The 16,853-nt window shown below is 47.5% G+C and carries 15 protein-coding genes and 1 pseudogene; all 16 read left to right on the top strand.

Going from position 1 to position 16,853, the window contains the following annotated elements; translation table 11 throughout:
* A partial coding sequence (gene citF, locus WMO41_RS15035; RefSeq protein ID WP_349230453.1) for a citrate lyase subunit alpha occupies window positions 1-1,539 on the top strand: 1,539 nt, incomplete at its 5' end.
* A 131-nt stretch (window positions 1,540-1,670) separates the two neighbouring features.
* Window positions 1,671-3,071, top strand: a complete 1,401-nt coding sequence (locus WMO41_RS15030) for a CitMHS family transporter (protein WP_349230452.1) — start codon at window positions 1,671-1,673, stop codon at window positions 3,069-3,071.
* 223 nt (window positions 3,072-3,294) lie between these two features.
* Entirely contained in the window at window positions 3,295-4,845 is a 1,551-nt protein-coding gene (locus tag WMO41_RS15025) for a YifB family Mg chelatase-like AAA ATPase (RefSeq protein ID WP_349230451.1), read from the top strand.
* Window positions 4,829-5,941, top strand: a complete 1,113-nt coding sequence (gene dprA / locus WMO41_RS15020; protein ID WP_349230450.1) for a DNA-processing protein DprA — start codon at window positions 4,829-4,831, stop codon at window positions 5,939-5,941. The genes WMO41_RS15025 and dprA overlap by 17 nt, the downstream gene beginning before the upstream one ends.
* Before the next feature lie 41 nt (window positions 5,942-5,982).
* A complete protein-coding gene (gene topA / locus WMO41_RS15015) occupies window positions 5,983-8,061 on the top strand; it encodes a type I DNA topoisomerase (RefSeq protein ID WP_349230449.1) in 2,079 nt (692 codons plus the stop codon).
* 123 nt (window positions 8,062-8,184) lie between these two features.
* Window positions 8,185-8,961, top strand: a complete 777-nt coding sequence (gene codY, locus WMO41_RS15010) for a GTP-sensing pleiotropic transcriptional regulator CodY (RefSeq protein WP_349230448.1) — start codon at window positions 8,185-8,187, stop codon at window positions 8,959-8,961.
* Between the two features lie 227 nt (window positions 8,962-9,188).
* On the top strand, window positions 9,189-9,917 hold the full coding sequence (gene rpsB, locus WMO41_RS15005) for a 30S ribosomal protein S2 (RefSeq protein ID WP_349230447.1): 729 nt from the start codon (window positions 9,189-9,191) through the stop codon (window positions 9,915-9,917).
* 164 nt (window positions 9,918-10,081) lie between these two features.
* Entirely contained in the window at window positions 10,082-11,020 is a 939-nt protein-coding gene (tsf, locus tag WMO41_RS15000) for a translation elongation factor Ts (protein ID WP_349230446.1), read from the top strand.
* Between the two features lie 203 nt (window positions 11,021-11,223).
* Complete coding sequence (locus WMO41_RS14995) at window positions 11,224-11,481, top strand: hypothetical protein (RefSeq protein ID WP_349230445.1); 258 nt, start codon at window positions 11,224-11,226, stop codon at window positions 11,479-11,481.
* A 132-nt stretch (window positions 11,482-11,613) separates the two neighbouring features.
* Entirely contained in the window at window positions 11,614-12,468 is an 855-nt protein-coding gene (locus tag WMO41_RS14990) for a hypothetical protein (RefSeq protein ID WP_349230444.1), read from the top strand.
* Between the two features lie 156 nt (window positions 12,469-12,624).
* Entirely contained in the window at window positions 12,625-13,137 is a 513-nt protein-coding gene (locus WMO41_RS14985) for a hypothetical protein (RefSeq protein ID WP_349230443.1), read from the top strand.
* Between the two features lie 244 nt (window positions 13,138-13,381).
* Window positions 13,382-13,711 (top strand): hypothetical protein, encoded by a 330-nt coding sequence (locus tag WMO41_RS14980; RefSeq protein ID WP_349230442.1) that lies wholly within the window; start codon window positions 13,382-13,384, stop codon window positions 13,709-13,711.
* 68 nt (window positions 13,712-13,779) lie between these two features.
* The gene (locus WMO41_RS14975) at window positions 13,780-14,082 is read left to right on the top strand and encodes a helix-turn-helix domain-containing protein (RefSeq protein ID WP_349230441.1); all 303 of its coding nucleotides are present in this window, start codon (window positions 13,780-13,782) and stop codon (window positions 14,080-14,082) included.
* Between the two features lie 132 nt (window positions 14,083-14,214).
* A pseudogene (locus WMO41_RS14970) lies at window positions 14,215-14,796 on the top strand (MBL fold metallo-hydrolase); the annotation flags it as partial.
* Between the two features lie 126 nt (window positions 14,797-14,922).
* A complete protein-coding gene (locus WMO41_RS14965; RefSeq protein ID WP_349230440.1) occupies window positions 14,923-15,063 on the top strand; it encodes a hypothetical protein in 141 nt (46 codons plus the stop codon).
* Window positions 15,064-15,105: 42 nt separating this feature from the next.
* A partial coding sequence (locus tag WMO41_RS14960) for a putative bifunctional diguanylate cyclase/phosphodiesterase (protein WP_349230439.1) occupies window positions 15,106-16,853 on the top strand: 1,748 nt, incomplete at its 3' end.

The raw sequence follows: 16,853 nt of genomic DNA, 5'->3' as shown, positions 1-16,853 counted from the left end.
ATCCCGGAAGAGGTCTTAAAGGCAACCGGCAAGGAAGCGTTCAAAGGCGCTTACGCTTACGATAATTACGAGTACAAGAAAGCAGCTCCGAAGGCTCATGCTATGATGGACCCGAAGAGAAGCAAGATCGTGGAGAACATTCATGAGGCACTGGTTAAGTGCGAGATTAAAGATGGCATGACCATTTCCTTCCACCATCACTTCCGTGAGGGTGACTATGTGGTAAACATGGTTATGGATGAGATCCACAAGATGGGCATCAAGGGCATCACCATCTGCGCAAGCTCCCTTGGTAAGGCAAATGATCCGATCGTTCCGTACATCGAGGATGGCACCATCGTTGGCATCCAGTCTTCCGGCGTACGTGGTAAGATCGGTGAGGCAATTTCCACTGGTAAGCTAAGAGACATCGCAATCATGCGTTCCCACGGCGGCCGTGTAAGAGCCGTTGAGTCCGGCGAGGTTCATATCGACATCGCCTTCATCGGCGCACCGACCTGTGATGAGTACGGCAACATGAGAGCAAACGGCGGAAAGAGCGACTGCGGCGTATTATCCTACGCAATGGTAGACGCTCAGTACGCAGACAGAGTCGTAGCAATCACCGACTGTCTCGTACCGTTCCCGAATATCCCGGCAAGCATCTCCATGACCCAGGTAGATTTCGTCTGTGTCGTAGATGAGATCGGTAATCCGGCAAAGATCGCAACCGGCGCAGCAAAACCGACCACCGATGTCCGTAAGATCATGATGGCAGATTACTGCACCCAGTTCGTAATCAACACTCCGTACTTCAAGGATGGTTTCTCCTATCAGACCGGTGTCGGCGGTGCATCCATCGCATCCACCATCTCCCTTGGAAAAATCATGGAAGAGCGCGGCATTAAGATGGGCCTTGGTCTTGGCGGCATCACCACCCCGATGTGCAACCTGCTTGCAAAGGGCCTCATCGACAAGATCGTAGATACCCAGGATTTCGATATGGGCGCGATCGAGTCCATCAAGACCAACCCGAACCACATTGAGATCTCCGCATCCGAGTATGCAGATCCGTTCAACAAGGGCGCATATGTGAACAAGCTTGACTTCGTTATCCTGGCATCCCTTGAGGTTGATGTAAACTTTAACTGTAACGTAGTCGTAGGTTCTGATGGTATGATCACCGGAGCACAGGGTGGACATCCGGATACCGCAGCAGGCGCAAAGTGCACCATCGTCATCGCACCGCTTCTGCAGGGCAGAATTCCGGCCATTTGCACCAATGTAACTACCGTAACCACTCCGGGTGAGACCGTAGACGTAGTCATCACCGATTACGGTATTGCCATCAATCCGCGCAGACAGGACCTGATCGAGTGCATGAAGGATGTAAAACTTCCGTTCTGCACCATCGAGGAGCTGCGTGACAAGGCATACGCTATCGTAGGCGAGCCGGATCCGGTACAGTTTGGTGACCGCGTGGTTGGTATCATCGAGAGCCGTGACGGTACCGTACTGGATGTCGTTCGTGAAATTAAAGAGTACGAGTTCAAAGACTGATTTTATGCGAAGACGGATGAAGAATAAAACGAAATCCGTATGATGAGCGATTTTGGGTCTGGTCAGAGCCGGGAATCTCTGACCGGACCGGTAACAAAACAACACTTACACATTAACATAGGGGAAAATATATGTCAGAATTAGTAGTAGGTATTTTAGGCTTTGCCTGTATCGTTGCTTTAGTAGTAACACTGTTCAAAAGTAAAACCATGCCGAGTATGGCATTCATCATTTTTCCGTCCATCCTGGCACTGATCCTGGTAGTTGGCGGATATTATTCCATCGATCAGATCGGCGATCTGATCAAGGGCGGCTTTAAGAGCACCGGCCCAACTGCAGCACTGTTTGTATTCTCAGTTCTGTTCTTCGGCATCATGACGGATGCAGGCATGTTTGATGTCATCATCAACAAGCTGATGAAACACGTTGGCGATAACGTTATCGGTGTAACCGTTATGACTGCCCTGATTGCCCTGATCGGTCACTTAGACGGCGGCGGCGCATCCACCTTCCTGATTGTTGTACCAGCTATGCTTCCGGTTTACAAGAAGATGCACATGAGACCGTCTACCCTGCTTCGTGTAGCCGTTCTGGCAATGGGTGTTTTAAACCTGATGCCTTGGGCAGGCCCGACCATGCGTGCAGCATCTGTACTGGGTATGGAGGCTGGACAGCTCTGGGGTAAACTGATCCCGATTCAGATTTTTGGTATTGTTCTTTGCCTGGCACATGCAGTATTCGCTGGTATTCAGGAGAAGAAGAGAGGCGCAGGCCTGAATGGTAAACTGGCTCAGGAAGCAAGTGCAGAAGATGCAGCAGAAGAGGCTCAGCATGAGGCTGATGAAAATGAGTACGCAAGACCGAAGCTGTTCGCATTTAACGTATGTCTTACCATCGCAGTTATTGCAATGTTAGTATGGGACAAGTTCCCGTCCTACTTCCCGTTCATGCTGGGTGTAGCAGCAGCACTGCTGGTTAACTACACTCCGATCAAGATGCAGAAGAAGATGATCAACCGTCACGCAGGTCCGGCTCTGATGATGTGCTCTACCCTGATGGGCGCAGCTGTTCTGATGGGCGTTCTGGTTTACGGTTTCAATACAGATGGCGCAGCTGTTATTGCAAAGCCGGGCGTTGAGATGATGAAGACTTCTGTTGTATCCAACATGGCTGGCATCATTTCCATGATTCTGCCTGCAGCACTGGGACAGCATTTACCACTTGTAATCGGTATTCTGTCTGTACCGTTAGCTCTCTGCTTCGATACCGACTCTTACTTCTACGGAATGCTCCCGGTTATGATCGCCATCGGCGCATCCTTCGGCGTAGAGGCATTCCCGATTGCAGTAGCTATGGTTGTATGTCGTAACTGCGCAACCTTCATCAGCCCGATGGTACCGGCAACTCTGCTTGGTATTGGTCTGGCAGATGTAGATATCAAGGATCATATCAAAGCATCCTTCGGATATGTATGGATTTTCTCCATTTTCTGCATGCTGTTTGCAGTAGTACTGGGAATCCTTCCGCTGTAATTTTATCTGGAACATAATAAAATAGAAATCTGCCTGGTGGTTTCAATGCCGCCGGGCAGTTTTTCTGTTTTGTGGGAAGTTGTGTCCTGTAAAACAGGAAGGACTTAGTGTGTAATCATGCCTGTCTGATGCTGGCGATTTTTGCGGTGAAAGTTTCTGGCTCTTTTTCCTTCTGAAAGCTATATTGAATCCATCAGATACCAGAGAAGAAAGGAGAGCATATTTGTTCAGTAAAGTATACAGTGGAGGACTGCAGGGCATTGACGGCTATGTGGTTCAGGTGGAGGCAGACGTCAGTGACGGCCTGCCTGGTTTTTATATGGTAGGGTCACTTGCCTCGGAGGTGAAGGAGGCAGAAGAACGGGTGCGCACAGCTATGCGCAATGCCGGTTTTCATTTGTCATCAAAGAAAATCACGGTAAATCTGTCCCCGGCAAATGTGAGAAAAGAAGGAACGGCCTGTGACCTGCCCGTAGCCATTGCAGTTCTGGCCGCCTATGGAATCATAATGCCGCCCGGATTAAAGGGGGCGGGGTTTCTGGGCGAACTGGGGCTGGACGGGCATATAAAACCAATACGCGGGGTACTTCCCATGGTACTTGCCATGGCGGAAAAAGGAATCCGCCGCTGCTTTCTGGCAGAGGAAAATGTAGCGGAGGGCGTAGCCGCAAACTGCATGGAAATCGTGAAGATTCACAGTCTGCAGGAAGCAGTTGAACTCCTGAATGAGCCAGAACGGATTTTGCCAGAGTGCCAGGACATGGCTCCATGGCCGGATGCCAGTTACCCTGTGGACTTTTCTGAGATTAACGGACAGAAGCTTATGAAACGCGCTACGGAAGTAGCCGTGGCAGGTGGACACAACCTGCTTTACATAGGGCCACCCGGAAGTGGAAAGAGCATGATGGCAAGGCGCATTCCTACGATTATGCCATCTCTTTCCCGGGAAGAGCAGCTGGAGGTATCCAAAATCTACAGTATTTGCGGCATGCTGCCGCAGGGGTATGCGCTGGTTGGCACAAGACCTTACCGGGCACCACATCACACCATCAGCGCGCAGGCTCTGACCGGAGGCGGAATATGGCCAAAGCCTGGGGAAATCTCACTGGCATCCCGTGGGGTCCTGTTTCTGGATGAGCTGCCGGAATTTCAGAAAAAGACGCTGGAAATTCTGCGTCAGCCGTTGGAGGAGCATCAGGTTACCGTTTCGCGCGTCAATGGCAGCTTTACCTTTCCGGCCCATTTTATGCTGGCAGCAGCCCTAAATCCATGTCCCTGCGGCTACTATCCGGACCGGTCCAGATGTAGCTGTACGGAACACCAGGTGCGGCGGTATCTGGGGCGTGTTTCCCGGCCGCTGCTGGACCGTATCGATATCTGCGTGGAGGCAGCTCCGGCTACATACCGCGATATCCGCACGGTGCAGAAAAATGAATCCTCCGGGACAATTCGCGCGCGAATTGAGCAGGCACGCGCGCTTCAGCGGGAGCGATACGCCGGGCATGGAATTTATACCAACAGTGAAATGGGAATCCGGGAAATCCAGCGTTTCTGTACGCTGCGGGAAGAAGATGAGAACTTTTTACAGCAGATTTTTTCCAGGCTGGGTTTAAGCGCCAGGGGATGCCATAAGATTTTGAAGGTGGCACGGACTCTGGCAGACCTGGATGGAAAGGACCAGATCGAGCGGCCTCATCTTCGGGAAGCTGCCGGGTACCGGGACTTGCAGGAACGGTACTGGGGGAAGGAGGCGGAGGATGGAACCAATGACTGAGCGGGAACAAGAACGCCGCATACTGTTTTGCCTGAATCAGATCCAGCCCCTCGGTGCAGTGTCCATCCGCAGCCTTGGGGAGTATTTCGGCGGATATTCAAACCTATTTAATATAGAAGAAACAGCACTCAGGGAGAGTGGAATTCTGCGGGAAGCACAGCTTCAGGCATTGTGTGAGGGGAAAAAGAACCAGGCACAGTACCTGGAACTGTATGAAAAACTGGCAGAGCGGGGAATCCGGTTTGTGACTCCTCTGGATACGGAATACCCGGAACGGCTGCTGCATATCCACGCGTATCCGATGGGACTTTATGTGCGGGGGAAGCTCCCGGCTCCACAGCTTCCGGCGGTGGCGGTAGTGGGAGCCCGGGGCTGTTCGGAGTATGGAAGCCAGCTTGCGGAAACCTTTTCTGAACTTCTTGCAAAGGAGCAGGTGCAGATTATCAGCGGGCTGGCGCTTGGAATAGATGGGGCGGCGCACCGAGGCGCGCTGAAAGCAGGAGGAGATACCTACGGGGTACTGGGATGCGGCGTGAATATCTGCTATCCATCGGCACACTATAAGCTGTATGGACAGATGCTTGCACGCGGAGGTGTCATTTCTGAGTTTCCACTGGACGCAGGACCGCTTCCGATGCATTTTCCCATGCGCAACCGGATCATCAGCGGGCTTTCCGATGCCATTCTGGTGGTGGAGGCAAAGGAAAAGAGTGGTTCCCTGATCACGGCCGAGCTTGGACTGGACCAGGGAAAGGAGATTTTTGCCGTGCCGGGACGTGTTACGGATCATTTAAGCGGAGGCTGTAACCGCCTGATCCAGCAGGGCGCGCATATGGCGATTTCGCCAAATGATATCCTGGAATACCTTGGCGTAAAGTGCGACAAAAGGTTAATTATTCATGAAAAAAATATAAATGCACTTGCAAAGCCGGAAAAAATGGTGTATGCTTGCCTAGATTTCAAGGCGAAACATCTGGAAGAGATTTCGGACCAGTGCGGTATGAGCATCAGTGAATGTATGGGGATTTTGCTGGAGCTGGAACTGCAGGGATATGTGTTTCGCGCGGCGAATCATTATTACGGAAAAAAGATCTGAAAGCCGCAGGGCTTTCCTGGATCCGGTATTTAGGAGTAGTTATGGCAAATAATTTAGTGATTGTGGAGTCACCGGCCAAGGTCAAGACCATCAAGAAATTCCTTGGTTCCACCTATGAAGTGGATGCTTCCAACGGACATGTGAGAGATTTACCAAAGAGCAGCCTCGGATTTGACGCTGAACATGATTATGAACCAAAATATATTACGATTCGCGGAAAAGGAGATATTCTGGCAAAGCTTCGCAAGGAAGTGAAAAAAGCAGATAAGATCTATCTCGCAACGGACCCGGACCGTGAGGGAGAGGCCATTTCCTGGCATCTCATGAAGGCGCTGAAGCTGGATGAGGCAAAAGATAAAAAGGTTTACCGGATCAGCTTTAACGAGATTACCAAAAACGCGGTCAAAGCCTCATTAAAGGCACCGCGCGCGATTGATATGAACCTGGTAGATGCCCAGCAGACAAGACGTATGCTGGACCGCATGGTGGGCTACCGCATCAGCCCACTTTTATGGGCAAAGGTGAAGCGCGGTTTAAGTGCCGGACGTGTACAGTCTGTGGCACTGCGCATGATCTGTGACCGAGAAGAGGAGATTGAAGCATTTATTCCGGAGGAATACTGGAACCTGGAAGCAGAGTTTTCCCAGAAGGGCAGCAAAAAGACTCTGAATGCCAAGTTTTACGGCACCCGGGATGAAAAGATTGCCATTCACAAAAAAGAAGAACTGGACCAGATTCTCGCGGCTCTGGAGGGCAAAGCATATGTGGTCGAGGACATCAAATACGGAGAACGCAGCAAGAAGCCGCCGATTCCGTTTACCACCAGTACCCTGCAGCAGGAAGCTTCCAAGGTATTAAACTTCTCTACCCAGAAGACCATGCGGATTGCCCAGCAGCTTTATGAAGGTGTAGATGTAAAGGGGCATGGTACCATTGGTCTGATTACTTATCTGCGTACCGATTCCACCCGAATCGCGGATGAGGCAGACGCGGCAGCACGCGCTTATGTGGAGCATACCTTTGGAACGGATTATGTGTTAAAACAGGATCAGGCCAAGAAAACTACCGGTAAGATCCAGGATGCGCACGAGGCCATCCGTCCTACCGACATCACCCTGACACCGACCATGGTGAAGGATTCCCTGCAGCGTGACCAGTTCCGTTTATATCAGCTGATCTGGAAACGCTTCACCGCAAGCCGCATGCAGCCGGCCGTTTACACCACCACCTCTGTGAAGGTGGCAGCAGGAGATTATCTCTTTACTCTGGCAGCATCCAAACTGTCCTTTGACGGTTTCATGTCTGTCTATGTACAGGAAGATGACAAAGAAGCGGGGAATGCGCTGCTTGGCAAACTGGAGACCGGAGATGTGCTTTCTCTTTCTGAGTTAAAACCGAGTCAGCATTTCACTCAGCCGCCGGCCCATTATACCGAGGCGTCCCTGGTCAAAGCCATGGAGGAGCAGGGCATTGGCCGACCAAGTACCTACGCGCCGACTATCACCACCATTCTTGCCAGACGCTATGTCACCAAGGAAAATAAAAACCTGTACATGACGGAGCTTGGCGAGGCCGTGAATGGTATCATGAAGAAATGTTTCCCAAGCATCGTGGACTTAAGCTTTACCGCAAATATGGAACTTCTTCTGGATAAGGTGGCAGACGGAACTGTAAAATGGAAGACGATCATTGAGAATTTTTACCCGGACCTGGATGAAGCCGTGGCTACTGCGGAAAAAACTCTGGAGTCCGTGAAGATTGCCGATGAAGTGTCCGATGTGGTCTGCGATGTCTGCGGACGGAACATGGTTGTCAAATACGGCCCGCACGGTAAATTCCTGGCCTGTCCTGGTTTCCCGGACTGCAAAAACACCAAGCCATATCTGGAGAAGATTGGCGTGGCCTGTCCACGGTGTGGCAAAGATATTGTCATCAAGAAGACGAAAAAGGGCAGACGCTATTATGGCTGTGAAAACAATCCGGAATGTGATTTCATGTCCTGGCAGAAACCATCCTCAGAACGCTGTCCAAAATGTGGCAGTTATATGGTAGAAAAGGGAAGCAAGCTGCTTTGTGCCAACGAACAGTGCGGCTACACTACAAATATCAAAGAAAAGTAGTCCAATGATTAAATAAATTGAAAATTTCAAAAAACTCTTGTTATTTGTCCAAAATCGTGCTAATATTTAGATATTGGAGAAGGTATTTGAAACGAATATCAATAATTGAGGAGGTTTTTTGAAATGAGTGTACAGCTTCTTGATAAGACCAGAAAAATCAATAAGTTACTGCATGATAACAATTCCCATAAAGTGGTATTCAACGAGGTCTGCAAAGTTCTGAGCGAGATCCTGCTATCCAATATATTGGTGATCAGTAAAAAAGGAAAGGTTCTCGGTGTAGGTCTTTGCCCCGGTGTCGATGAGATTGAGGAATTGATTGAGGATCAGGTAGGCGGCTTTGTGGATCGTATGCTGAATGAACGTCTGCTCAGCATCCTCTCCACAAAAGAAAACGTAAATCTTGCGACCCTCGGTTTTGCAGAGGAGAACGTAAAGAAATATCAGGCCATCATCACCCCGATTGACATTGCAGGAGAGCGCCTGGGAACTCTGTTCATTTACAAGTGTGATGAACAGTATGACATTGACGACATCATCTTAAGTGAGTACGGAACCACCGTAGTTGGTCTGGAGATGATGCGTTCCGTAAACGAAGAGAGTGCGGAAGAAACCAGAAAAGTGCAGATTGTCAAATCTGCCATCAGTACCTTATCCTTCTCCGAGCTGGAAGCCATCACCCATATTTTCGAGGAACTGGATGGCAACGAGGGCATTCTGGTAGCCAGCAAGATTGCGGACCGCGTGGGCATTACCCGATCCGTTATTGTAAACGCACTCCGCAAGTTTGAGAGCGCAGGCGTTATTGAGTCAAGGTCCTCCGGTATGAAGGGAACCTACATTAAGGTTTTAAACGATGTGGTATTTGATGAGCTGAAGAATATCAAGATGTCCAAATAAAATTCAAAAACAGTATAGAAAGGAAGAGACAGGTGCAGAATCTGTTTCTTCCTTTTTTGCTTGTTTTGCCTGTTTTGCGAAAAAAGTCCTTGTCAAACTCTGACAGTTATGGTATGCTAGTGAAGCTGACAAAAAACACGTCTGCTGATTCTGACGGTGGTGCCGTAAGGTCCCGGAGGAAGCACAAGACGCAGGCGGAAGTAAAAAACCAAATGGAGGAAACAAACATGAGCGTTATTTCTATGAAGCAGCTGTTAGAGGCTGGTGTTCATTTCGGACATCAGACCAGAAGATGGAACCCGAAAATGGCTCCGTACATCTACACCGAGCGTAACGGTATCTACATCATCGACTTACAGAAGTCTGTAGGCAAGGTAGACGAGGCTTACAACGCAGTATCCGATATCGCTGCAAACGGCGGCACCATCCTTTTCGTTGGTACCAAGAAGCAGGCACAGGATGCTATCAAGACCGAGGCTGAGCGTTGCGGAATGTTCTACGTGAACGAGAGATGGTTAGGTGGTATGCTGACCAACTTCAAGACCATCCAGAGCCGTATCGCAAGACTGAAAGCTATCGAGACCATGTCTGAGGACGGTACTTTCGATGTACTGCCGAAGAAGGAAGTTATCGAGATCAAGAAAGAGTGGGAGAAGCTGGAGAAGAACCTTGGCGGTATCAAAGAGATGAAGAAACTGCCAGACGCTATCTTCATCGTAGATCCGAAGAAGGAAAGAATCTGCGTACAGGAAGCTCATACTCTGGGTATTCCGTTAATCGGTATCGCTGATACCAACTGTGATCCGGAAGAGCTTGACTACGTAATCCCGGGTAACGACGATGCAATCAGAGCCGTTAAATTAATCGTGGCTAAGATGGCAGATGCAGTAATCGAGGCAAACCAGGGTGAGGCTCAGGCTGACTTTGCTGAGGCAGAGGAGACCACCGAGGCTTAATCGAGAAATAAGGTGCTTCGGCCTGCAGCTTATGCGGCAGGTTGGAGCATTTTTGTTTCATGGAAAAATTTCCGTTCCCTAAGAACCTTTGTTTTTATGGAACAGCTGAATTTCTTTAAGAAAAAGAAAATAAAAAACAAAATATAAAATGGAGGGAATTAACAATGGCAGTTACCGCAGCAATGGTAAAAGAGTTAAGAGAAATGACCGGTGCAGGTATGATGGATTGCAAGAAGGCTCTTGCAGCTACCGACGGTGATATGGACAAGGCAGTAGAGTTCTTAAGAGAGAAAGGACTTGCTGGCGCAGAGAAGAAAGCTGGCCGTATCGCAGCTGAGGGTATCGTAGCAACCGCTATGACCGACGACGAGAAGAAGGCAGTTGTTGTTGAGGTTAACGCTGAGACCGACTTCGTTGCAAAGAACGCAAAGTTCCAGGCTTACGTTGCACAGGTTGCAGCACAGGCTCTGACCACTACCGCAGCAGATATGGATTCTTTCATGGCTGAGAAGTGGGCAGCAGACGAGACCCTGACCGTAAAAGAGGCTCTGTCTTCCCAGATCTCCATCATCGGCGAGAACATGAACATCCGTCGTTTCAAACAGGTTGTAGAGGAGAACGGTGTTGTTGTTTCCTACATCCACGCTGGCGGCAGAATCGGTGTTCTGGTTGACGTTGAGACCGACGTTGTAAACGATGCTGTAAAAGAGATGGGCAAGAACATCGCTATGCAGATCGCAGCTCTGAATCCGAAGTACACCAGCCGTGACGAGGTTAGCGCTGAGTTCATCGAGCACGAGAAAGGCATCCTGATGGCTCAGATCCAGAACGATCCGAAGGAAGCTTCCAAGCCGGAGAAAGTAATCCAGGGCATGATCCAGGGCCGTATCAACAAAGAGATGAAAGAGATCTGCCTGTTAGACCAGACCTACGTAAAGGCAGAGGATGGCAAGCAGTCCGTATCCCAGTACGTAGCTCAGGTAGCAAAAGAGAACAGCGCAAAGATCACTGTTAAGGGCTTCGTTCGTTTCGAGACCGGTGAGGGCCTTGAGAAGAAAGAGGAGAACTTTGCAGAGGAAGTTGCAAAGCAGATGGGTAACTAATGCGGAAACTGCATTTTGTGAACCTTGAAAATTGACATCTTAGTAGAACCTGATAGAGAATGATATAAGTCCGGGAATCCAGCATTTATGCGGGTTTTCGGGCTTTTTCTTTGCAATTTTTGCTGTGATAGAAGAGATAGAATAAGTATCATAACTTAGTGCGGAATATTGCAACCGGATATTTGAAACCTGGTGCAGTGAACATGGCATTACCAAAGCGAATTATTATTATCGCTTACGTCGGGTTAGAAAAGCATGCCTGGAAGCTTGCAATCCAGAACCGGCTTTTGTGGAACTTCCAGTTCCAGCAGCAGAAACAATGTCCTCAGCAGATTTCCATGATATTAAACCGGCAGCCATTCTTAGAAACTCCGGAGGACTGGCATTTGAAATTCATAACCACGCTTCTGCAGATATCATCCGTGGCGTCCTGGAGGTGTTACTTCATGCTGAATGATTGATGTAGTGTTTGTGCATTATAGAGAAAAATTTCTCTGTTTTGTACAAATATTACTTGAATCTAATCAGGGGGTTCTGAACAGTTACAGAAAACGATTGAAAAACTGAATCAGACCACATTTGCGGAACTTGGCATGAAAGAAGCGGATCTGGAAGAACTGCTGCGTAAGAACGTGGAACTGATCTGTGAGGATGGGGAATCCATGTTGATCATCGGGCAGCAGGTGCGTAATGAATGCAATGGCCGCAGTGATCTGACCGCCATCGATAATCAGGGGAATCTGGTACTGATCGAGATCAAACGTGACCGACAGGATATCGTTCAGAGAAAGGAAGCCTTTGAATTTCAGGCAATCCGGTATGCAGCCAGTCTGGCAACGGTTCATTCTACAGAAGACTTAGTTCGGGACTTTATAATCCCATACATAGATCTTCATGACTCTGAACTGTTCACGGAGCCAACTCTTACCATTACCGAGCAGGCTCGGCGATACCTGGCACAGTTTCTGAATGCCAATGACGTTACTTTCTTCAACCAAAAGCAGCGAATCATCCTGGTGGCTTCTGATTTTGACCTACAGACCCTTTTAGTAGTGGCCTGGCTGAGTCAGAATCAATTGGATGTGACCTGCTATAAGATGACACCCTATGTGGATCCTTTGTCAAAGCAGATCATCCTCGACATGCAGAAAATCTTACCGGTTCGAGATTGCAGCGATTTCTTCATTAAAGTGGAATCCTCACCGAATCTGAGAACAGAAGGAAGGAAAGAACCGTACCGGAGAAATTTACCGAAGTTAAGGGAAATGAGCGAGCTTCAAATTCTGGAACCGGGCGATATTCTGATTCCGAAGGGATATGAATTTGAAGCAGAGCTGCTGGAGAACGGAAATGTGATGACCGAACATGGAGAGATGGCTCTGAGTGATTGGTTGAAGACGTTCGGTTGGACCTCTGGAAATATTTATGACTGCATGACGCAGAAGTGAAGTGGAAAGACGCTTTCGGAACTGCGAGTAGAATATGTAGTGAGGAAAGAAGAGGACGATTCAACCAGCAGTTAAATGAAATCTCACATCATCCATGATATACTATTACCAGATCGAAACACGAGGCAATCACCGTAAAGTAAGGAGGAAAAATCCATGAAATATACATCTGCAGAAGCGGCAAAACTGCTCCGGAAACTGAATGAGGAAAAGGATAACATTCTGACTCAGGAAGGAAACACCAGAGAGTTTCTGGCAGCTATGGGCGAAGACATTGAGTCTGTCCGTCCGGAATATGACTATGCAGCAACCCAGAAGAATTTGGAAGAGTTGGACGGAAAAATCCGTGCCGTGAAGCATATGATCAATCAGTTTAATGTAACTACGGAAGTGCCGGGTACTGGCATGACAATTGATCAGGTTCTGATTCGGATTCCGCAGCTGACTGCTCAGAAGAAGAAGCTGTCAATGATGCAGTCTAAGCTTCCAAAGCAGCGTGAGAATGCAGGGATGTTCGGCCGGAGCAATACGGTGATCGACTATCGGTATGCAAACTACGATATCGCTGCAGCAAAGACTGATTACGAGCGTGTATCAGAAGAGCTGGCAACCATCCAGACCGCACTGGATCTGGTGAACAGCACTGCTATCATGGAAATCGAGCTGTAAGAGACATTTTTCCGGAGCATCAAAGACTACATATCTAAAAATAGGAAAGTTGGTTCAAGGTTATCGTCCGTCGTTATCCGTTATTTTTCAGCTTTCGTTTCAGTTCAAGGTTAGGAAATAGCGATTCTGAAGACTTGAGTGTAACCTCAAATTATATGTGAATTGATGCTCGAAAACTCATTCCGGTTTTACCGGTGGCATCCTGAGTACGGTTAGGGATGCCTTTTCTCATAAGGAGGATTCAATGATTCAAAACTATATGAGATTAAAAACTTGGTCTCCATTTTCCAGACAATATATGTTCATCGATACGACCGAATATTTGGCGGACAATCTGTTTTGTAATCACAAGGTTCCGGTAAAATTCGGCAAAGAGATGGTTAACAAGGACATCAAATATGTGATTATCAGCTGTAAAATACACAAGCGATATGAGGAGCAATTTGTTAAGGCATTGCAGGAGTTGCCAAACAAAATGCTGCTGTTCGGACACACGGATTACATCGAATATTGTAAGAAAATTTTTGACATGCTGAATGACTATCAGCAGGAAAAAACTGACAGGAAATCGTAAGTGGATAATTGTTCCATCTAGGAGTATACTATATATACTTGTTCACCTGCCACAAAAGGAGGTACTTTATGGATCAAATTTGTATTCAGATTCAAATGGAACAAACCGGAAAACATATCCGGAAACTGCTTATGGATAACGGCTATTCCGTTCGTGATATCCAACACGCCATGGGATTTTCCAGTCCCCAGGCCGTGTACAAATGGTTGTCCGGACAGTCCTTGCCGAGTGTTGATAATCTCGTTGTACTCAGTAAAATTTTGCATACCAGCATTGACAACCTCCTCGTCGTTGACGGGGATTTTTGTTTATTACGGGTTAAATTTCTTATGACGGAATTTGCATCGAGATACCAAATCTGTCATACTTAAGATAAGACTTCTGTATGCTTCATTCTCAGTTCCTTGCTGATGGCGAAAAAGGATATGTCAGAATACCGGAGGAGAGGCTTTATGTCTACGGTGAAGCTTAGGATAAAAGGCTGATACGGAGAACACGGGCGGAGTTGCTTTCTGGTGGAATACGGAAGGGAGAGGCACTGTTATATGGTGGACTGCGGTACTATGGATACGGATCCATATCCTTACCCGTCTGTGACCAGAGAGGAGCTTGAAAAGGTGGATTACATTTTCATGACTCACTGTCATAAAGATCATTCCGGTGCATTTTCCTATTTTGTGGAAAATGGTTTCAGTGGGATACTTGTGGCCTCTGCCATGACCTTATGCCTTGGAAAAATACAGCACCAGAGGACGCACATTCTGTGTGAAAGCCCTTTCGACCCCGTCTGCTGGGGAGGAGATATTGAGCTTGGAGAGCTGCGGGCAGAGTATGGCCGCAGCGTTATTTTCCCTGTGCCGCAGTATGGGAGAGGACTGGAACTGTTCTATATGCTGAAACAGGCGTTCCCACAGGCAGCTGTCTGTGTGGACAGAGGCTTTGCAGACTGCGCCGGGGAAATGTTGAAAGAGACCTGGTGGTATCGAGAAGGACCATTAAAAGCGATGCAGCATGTGCTTGCAGATACGCACTTAAAGAAGAAAGAAAATGCAATCTATTTTTCATACCATACTTCCGTTTCATAACAATGAGAGAGATTATCGTGAGAGTCTGAAAGGGCTCTCGTTTGTTGTGTTATGTTAAAGTTAGCGAGTCTATATTCAAAGCGGTGTTTTTCAACCTGAAATATCGGATACCCGAAAGAACTGACAATGTGGAAACGTTTCTATAAGCAGCTGGTCGGAATGGCACAGGTTTTGCAGGACTGTCCGAATGGGATTGTCGATGTAGATGCGAAGGATATGTATCAATCAAGGATTGACATGCGACAGAATACAGTGGTATATTTTTAAGAATAAAAAATGATTATAGAATTTTACGTAAGATAAAGCAGAATGGAAGAGTTAAGAGTGATGGAATTTGATATTGAAAAGTGTCAGTATATTGATGATATGCCAACCCCTTTTTGCGCAATTGAAGTACTAGATAATGAGCGGCATGATCCGGATAATTTTATCATCCGATACTCGAACAAGGCGCATAATACTTTAGTTGGTTTGACGAAAGAAGAGGTCGAAGATCAACCTTTCTGGAAGATGTTCCAGGTGATGAATGCCAGCCAGACAGAGATTTATCGAAAAACTGTGAAAAACAATGAGTCTCGCCGTATGGATCGTTATAATGAGCAGCTCGGTAAGTTTGTGCGTGTTGTGACGTACCCACTGGCGCCTCACATCTGTGGCAGTATGATTAAGGTGATTTCTGATTATCAGGATAACTTAATGGGATGTTTGAATCTGAAAGGATTCCAACTAAGAGCAGAGCAGATTATGGGGAAGAATCCGAAACAGGCGTATGCATTTTGGTACTGTGACATCAAGCAGTTTAAGTATGTGAATGATAACTTTGGCTATGCAGAAGGAGATTATATTCTCAAGATTATCGGTGAAAAGCTTACATCTATATTGGGCAAGGATGAATTGATGGGCCGTGTGGCAGGCGATATGTTCGTGCTTATGGTGAAGTTTGTAAGTGAGGATACATCAGAACAGCGTTTTCATGCCGCAGTTAAGTCGGCGAGGGATGCTTATCAGGAACGCTGGAGTCGACATTACGATCTCGAACTTGCCGGTGGTGTCTATGTGTATCGACCAGGAGAAAGCGAAAGACGCAGTGTTAGTCGTTACCTTGATTATGCGAATTCTGCCAGAAAACAGGCGAAGCATGTAAAGGGCAATTGCGTTGAATTTTTCAAAAAAGAGATGTGGGAAAAAGAAAAGCGCGGGGTAGAGATTAGTCGTCATCTGAAGCAGGCAATTGAAGATGGAGAGATTCAGCCATGGCTCCAGCCACAGTATGATTATCGTCATGGGAAATTGATTGGTGCCGAGGTACTCGCTCGTTGGGTGCACCCGGAATACGGCAACATTTATCCAGACGAGTTTATTCATGTTCTGGAAGAGTCCGGACAGATTCTGGAATTGGATGCATACATCTGGGAATGCGCGTGTCAATATATTCGCAAATGGCAGGACGCAGGCTATCGCATGCCGCTTTCGATTAACCTGTCGAGAAAAGATGTGCATGGTCACGAACTGTTAGAACAATTGGTGGAATTGACGAATAAATACGAGATTGACCGAGACCTTCTGCATTTGGAGATTACGGAAAGTGCGTACATGAATAATCCGGAGGAATTGATTAAGATTGTGGAAAAGCTGACGTTAGTCGGTTTCCGCGTGGAGATGGATGACTTTGGAAGTGGCTATTCATCACTTAATATGTTGAAAAACGTGCCGGTACAGACAATTAAACTAGATTTGCGTTTTATAGATGACTTAGAAGATAATTCTAAGGCGGGTAATATTATCAGTTCTGTTGTGCGTATGGCACACGGACTTGGCATGGACGTGATTTCCGAAGGTGTGGAGACGCGTCAGCAGGCAGATTTCCTTAAGAATCTGGGCTGCAATCTGATGCAGGGGTATTATTTTTCGAAGCCTTTGCCGATTGAGGAATTCGAGAAGAAATGTATGACTCGCTTGGATGATATAATGAAGGTTCCAGCTCCGCAAATGCTGAATATGGATCTGATTCAAGAATTTTTGCGTGCGAATAACAATAGTTCCTTTATCTTTAACCA

The sequence above is a fragment of the Ventrimonas faecis genome (assembly GCF_040096075.1).
Classification (GTDB): Bacteria; Bacillota; Clostridia; order Lachnospirales; family Lachnospiraceae; genus Brotaphodocola; species Brotaphodocola faecis.
Note: the sequence above shows the minus strand (reverse complement) of the source record. Positions and strands in the feature narration are given on the sequence as shown.

Bases quoted from the DNA above. Each gene is read 5' to 3' on its own strand.
- tsf (WP_349230446.1), top strand. From the start codon at position 10,082: ATGGCAGTTACCGCAGCAATGGTAAAAGAGTTAAGAGAAATGACCGGT.
- WMO41_RS14980 (WP_349230442.1), top strand. From the start codon at position 13,382: ATGATTCAAAACTATATGAGATTAAAAACTTGGTCTCCATTTTCCAGA.
- rpsB (WP_349230447.1), top strand. From the start codon at position 9,189: ATGAGCGTTATTTCTATGAAGCAGCTGTTAGAGGCTGGTGTTCATTTC.
- WMO41_RS14965 (WP_349230440.1), top strand. From the start codon at position 14,923: ATGTGGAAACGTTTCTATAAGCAGCTGGTCGGAATGGCACAGGTTTTG.
- dprA (WP_349230450.1), top strand. From the start codon at position 4,829: ATGGAACCAATGACTGAGCGGGAACAAGAACGCCGCATACTGTTTTGC.
- WMO41_RS14995 (WP_349230445.1), top strand. From the start codon at position 11,224: ATGGCATTACCAAAGCGAATTATTATTATCGCTTACGTCGGGTTAGAA.
- codY (WP_349230448.1), top strand. From the start codon at position 8,185: ATGAGTGTACAGCTTCTTGATAAGACCAGAAAAATCAATAAGTTACTG.
- WMO41_RS14975 (WP_349230441.1), top strand. From the start codon at position 13,780: ATGGATCAAATTTGTATTCAGATTCAAATGGAACAAACCGGAAAACAT.
- topA (WP_349230449.1), top strand. From the start codon at position 5,983: ATGGCAAATAATTTAGTGATTGTGGAGTCACCGGCCAAGGTCAAGACC.
- WMO41_RS15030 (WP_349230452.1), top strand. From the start codon at position 1,671: ATGTCAGAATTAGTAGTAGGTATTTTAGGCTTTGCCTGTATCGTTGCT.
- WMO41_RS14990 (WP_349230444.1), top strand. From the start codon at position 11,614: ATGAAAGAAGCGGATCTGGAAGAACTGCTGCGTAAGAACGTGGAACTG.
- WMO41_RS14985 (WP_349230443.1), top strand. From the start codon at position 12,625: ATGAAATATACATCTGCAGAAGCGGCAAAACTGCTCCGGAAACTGAAT.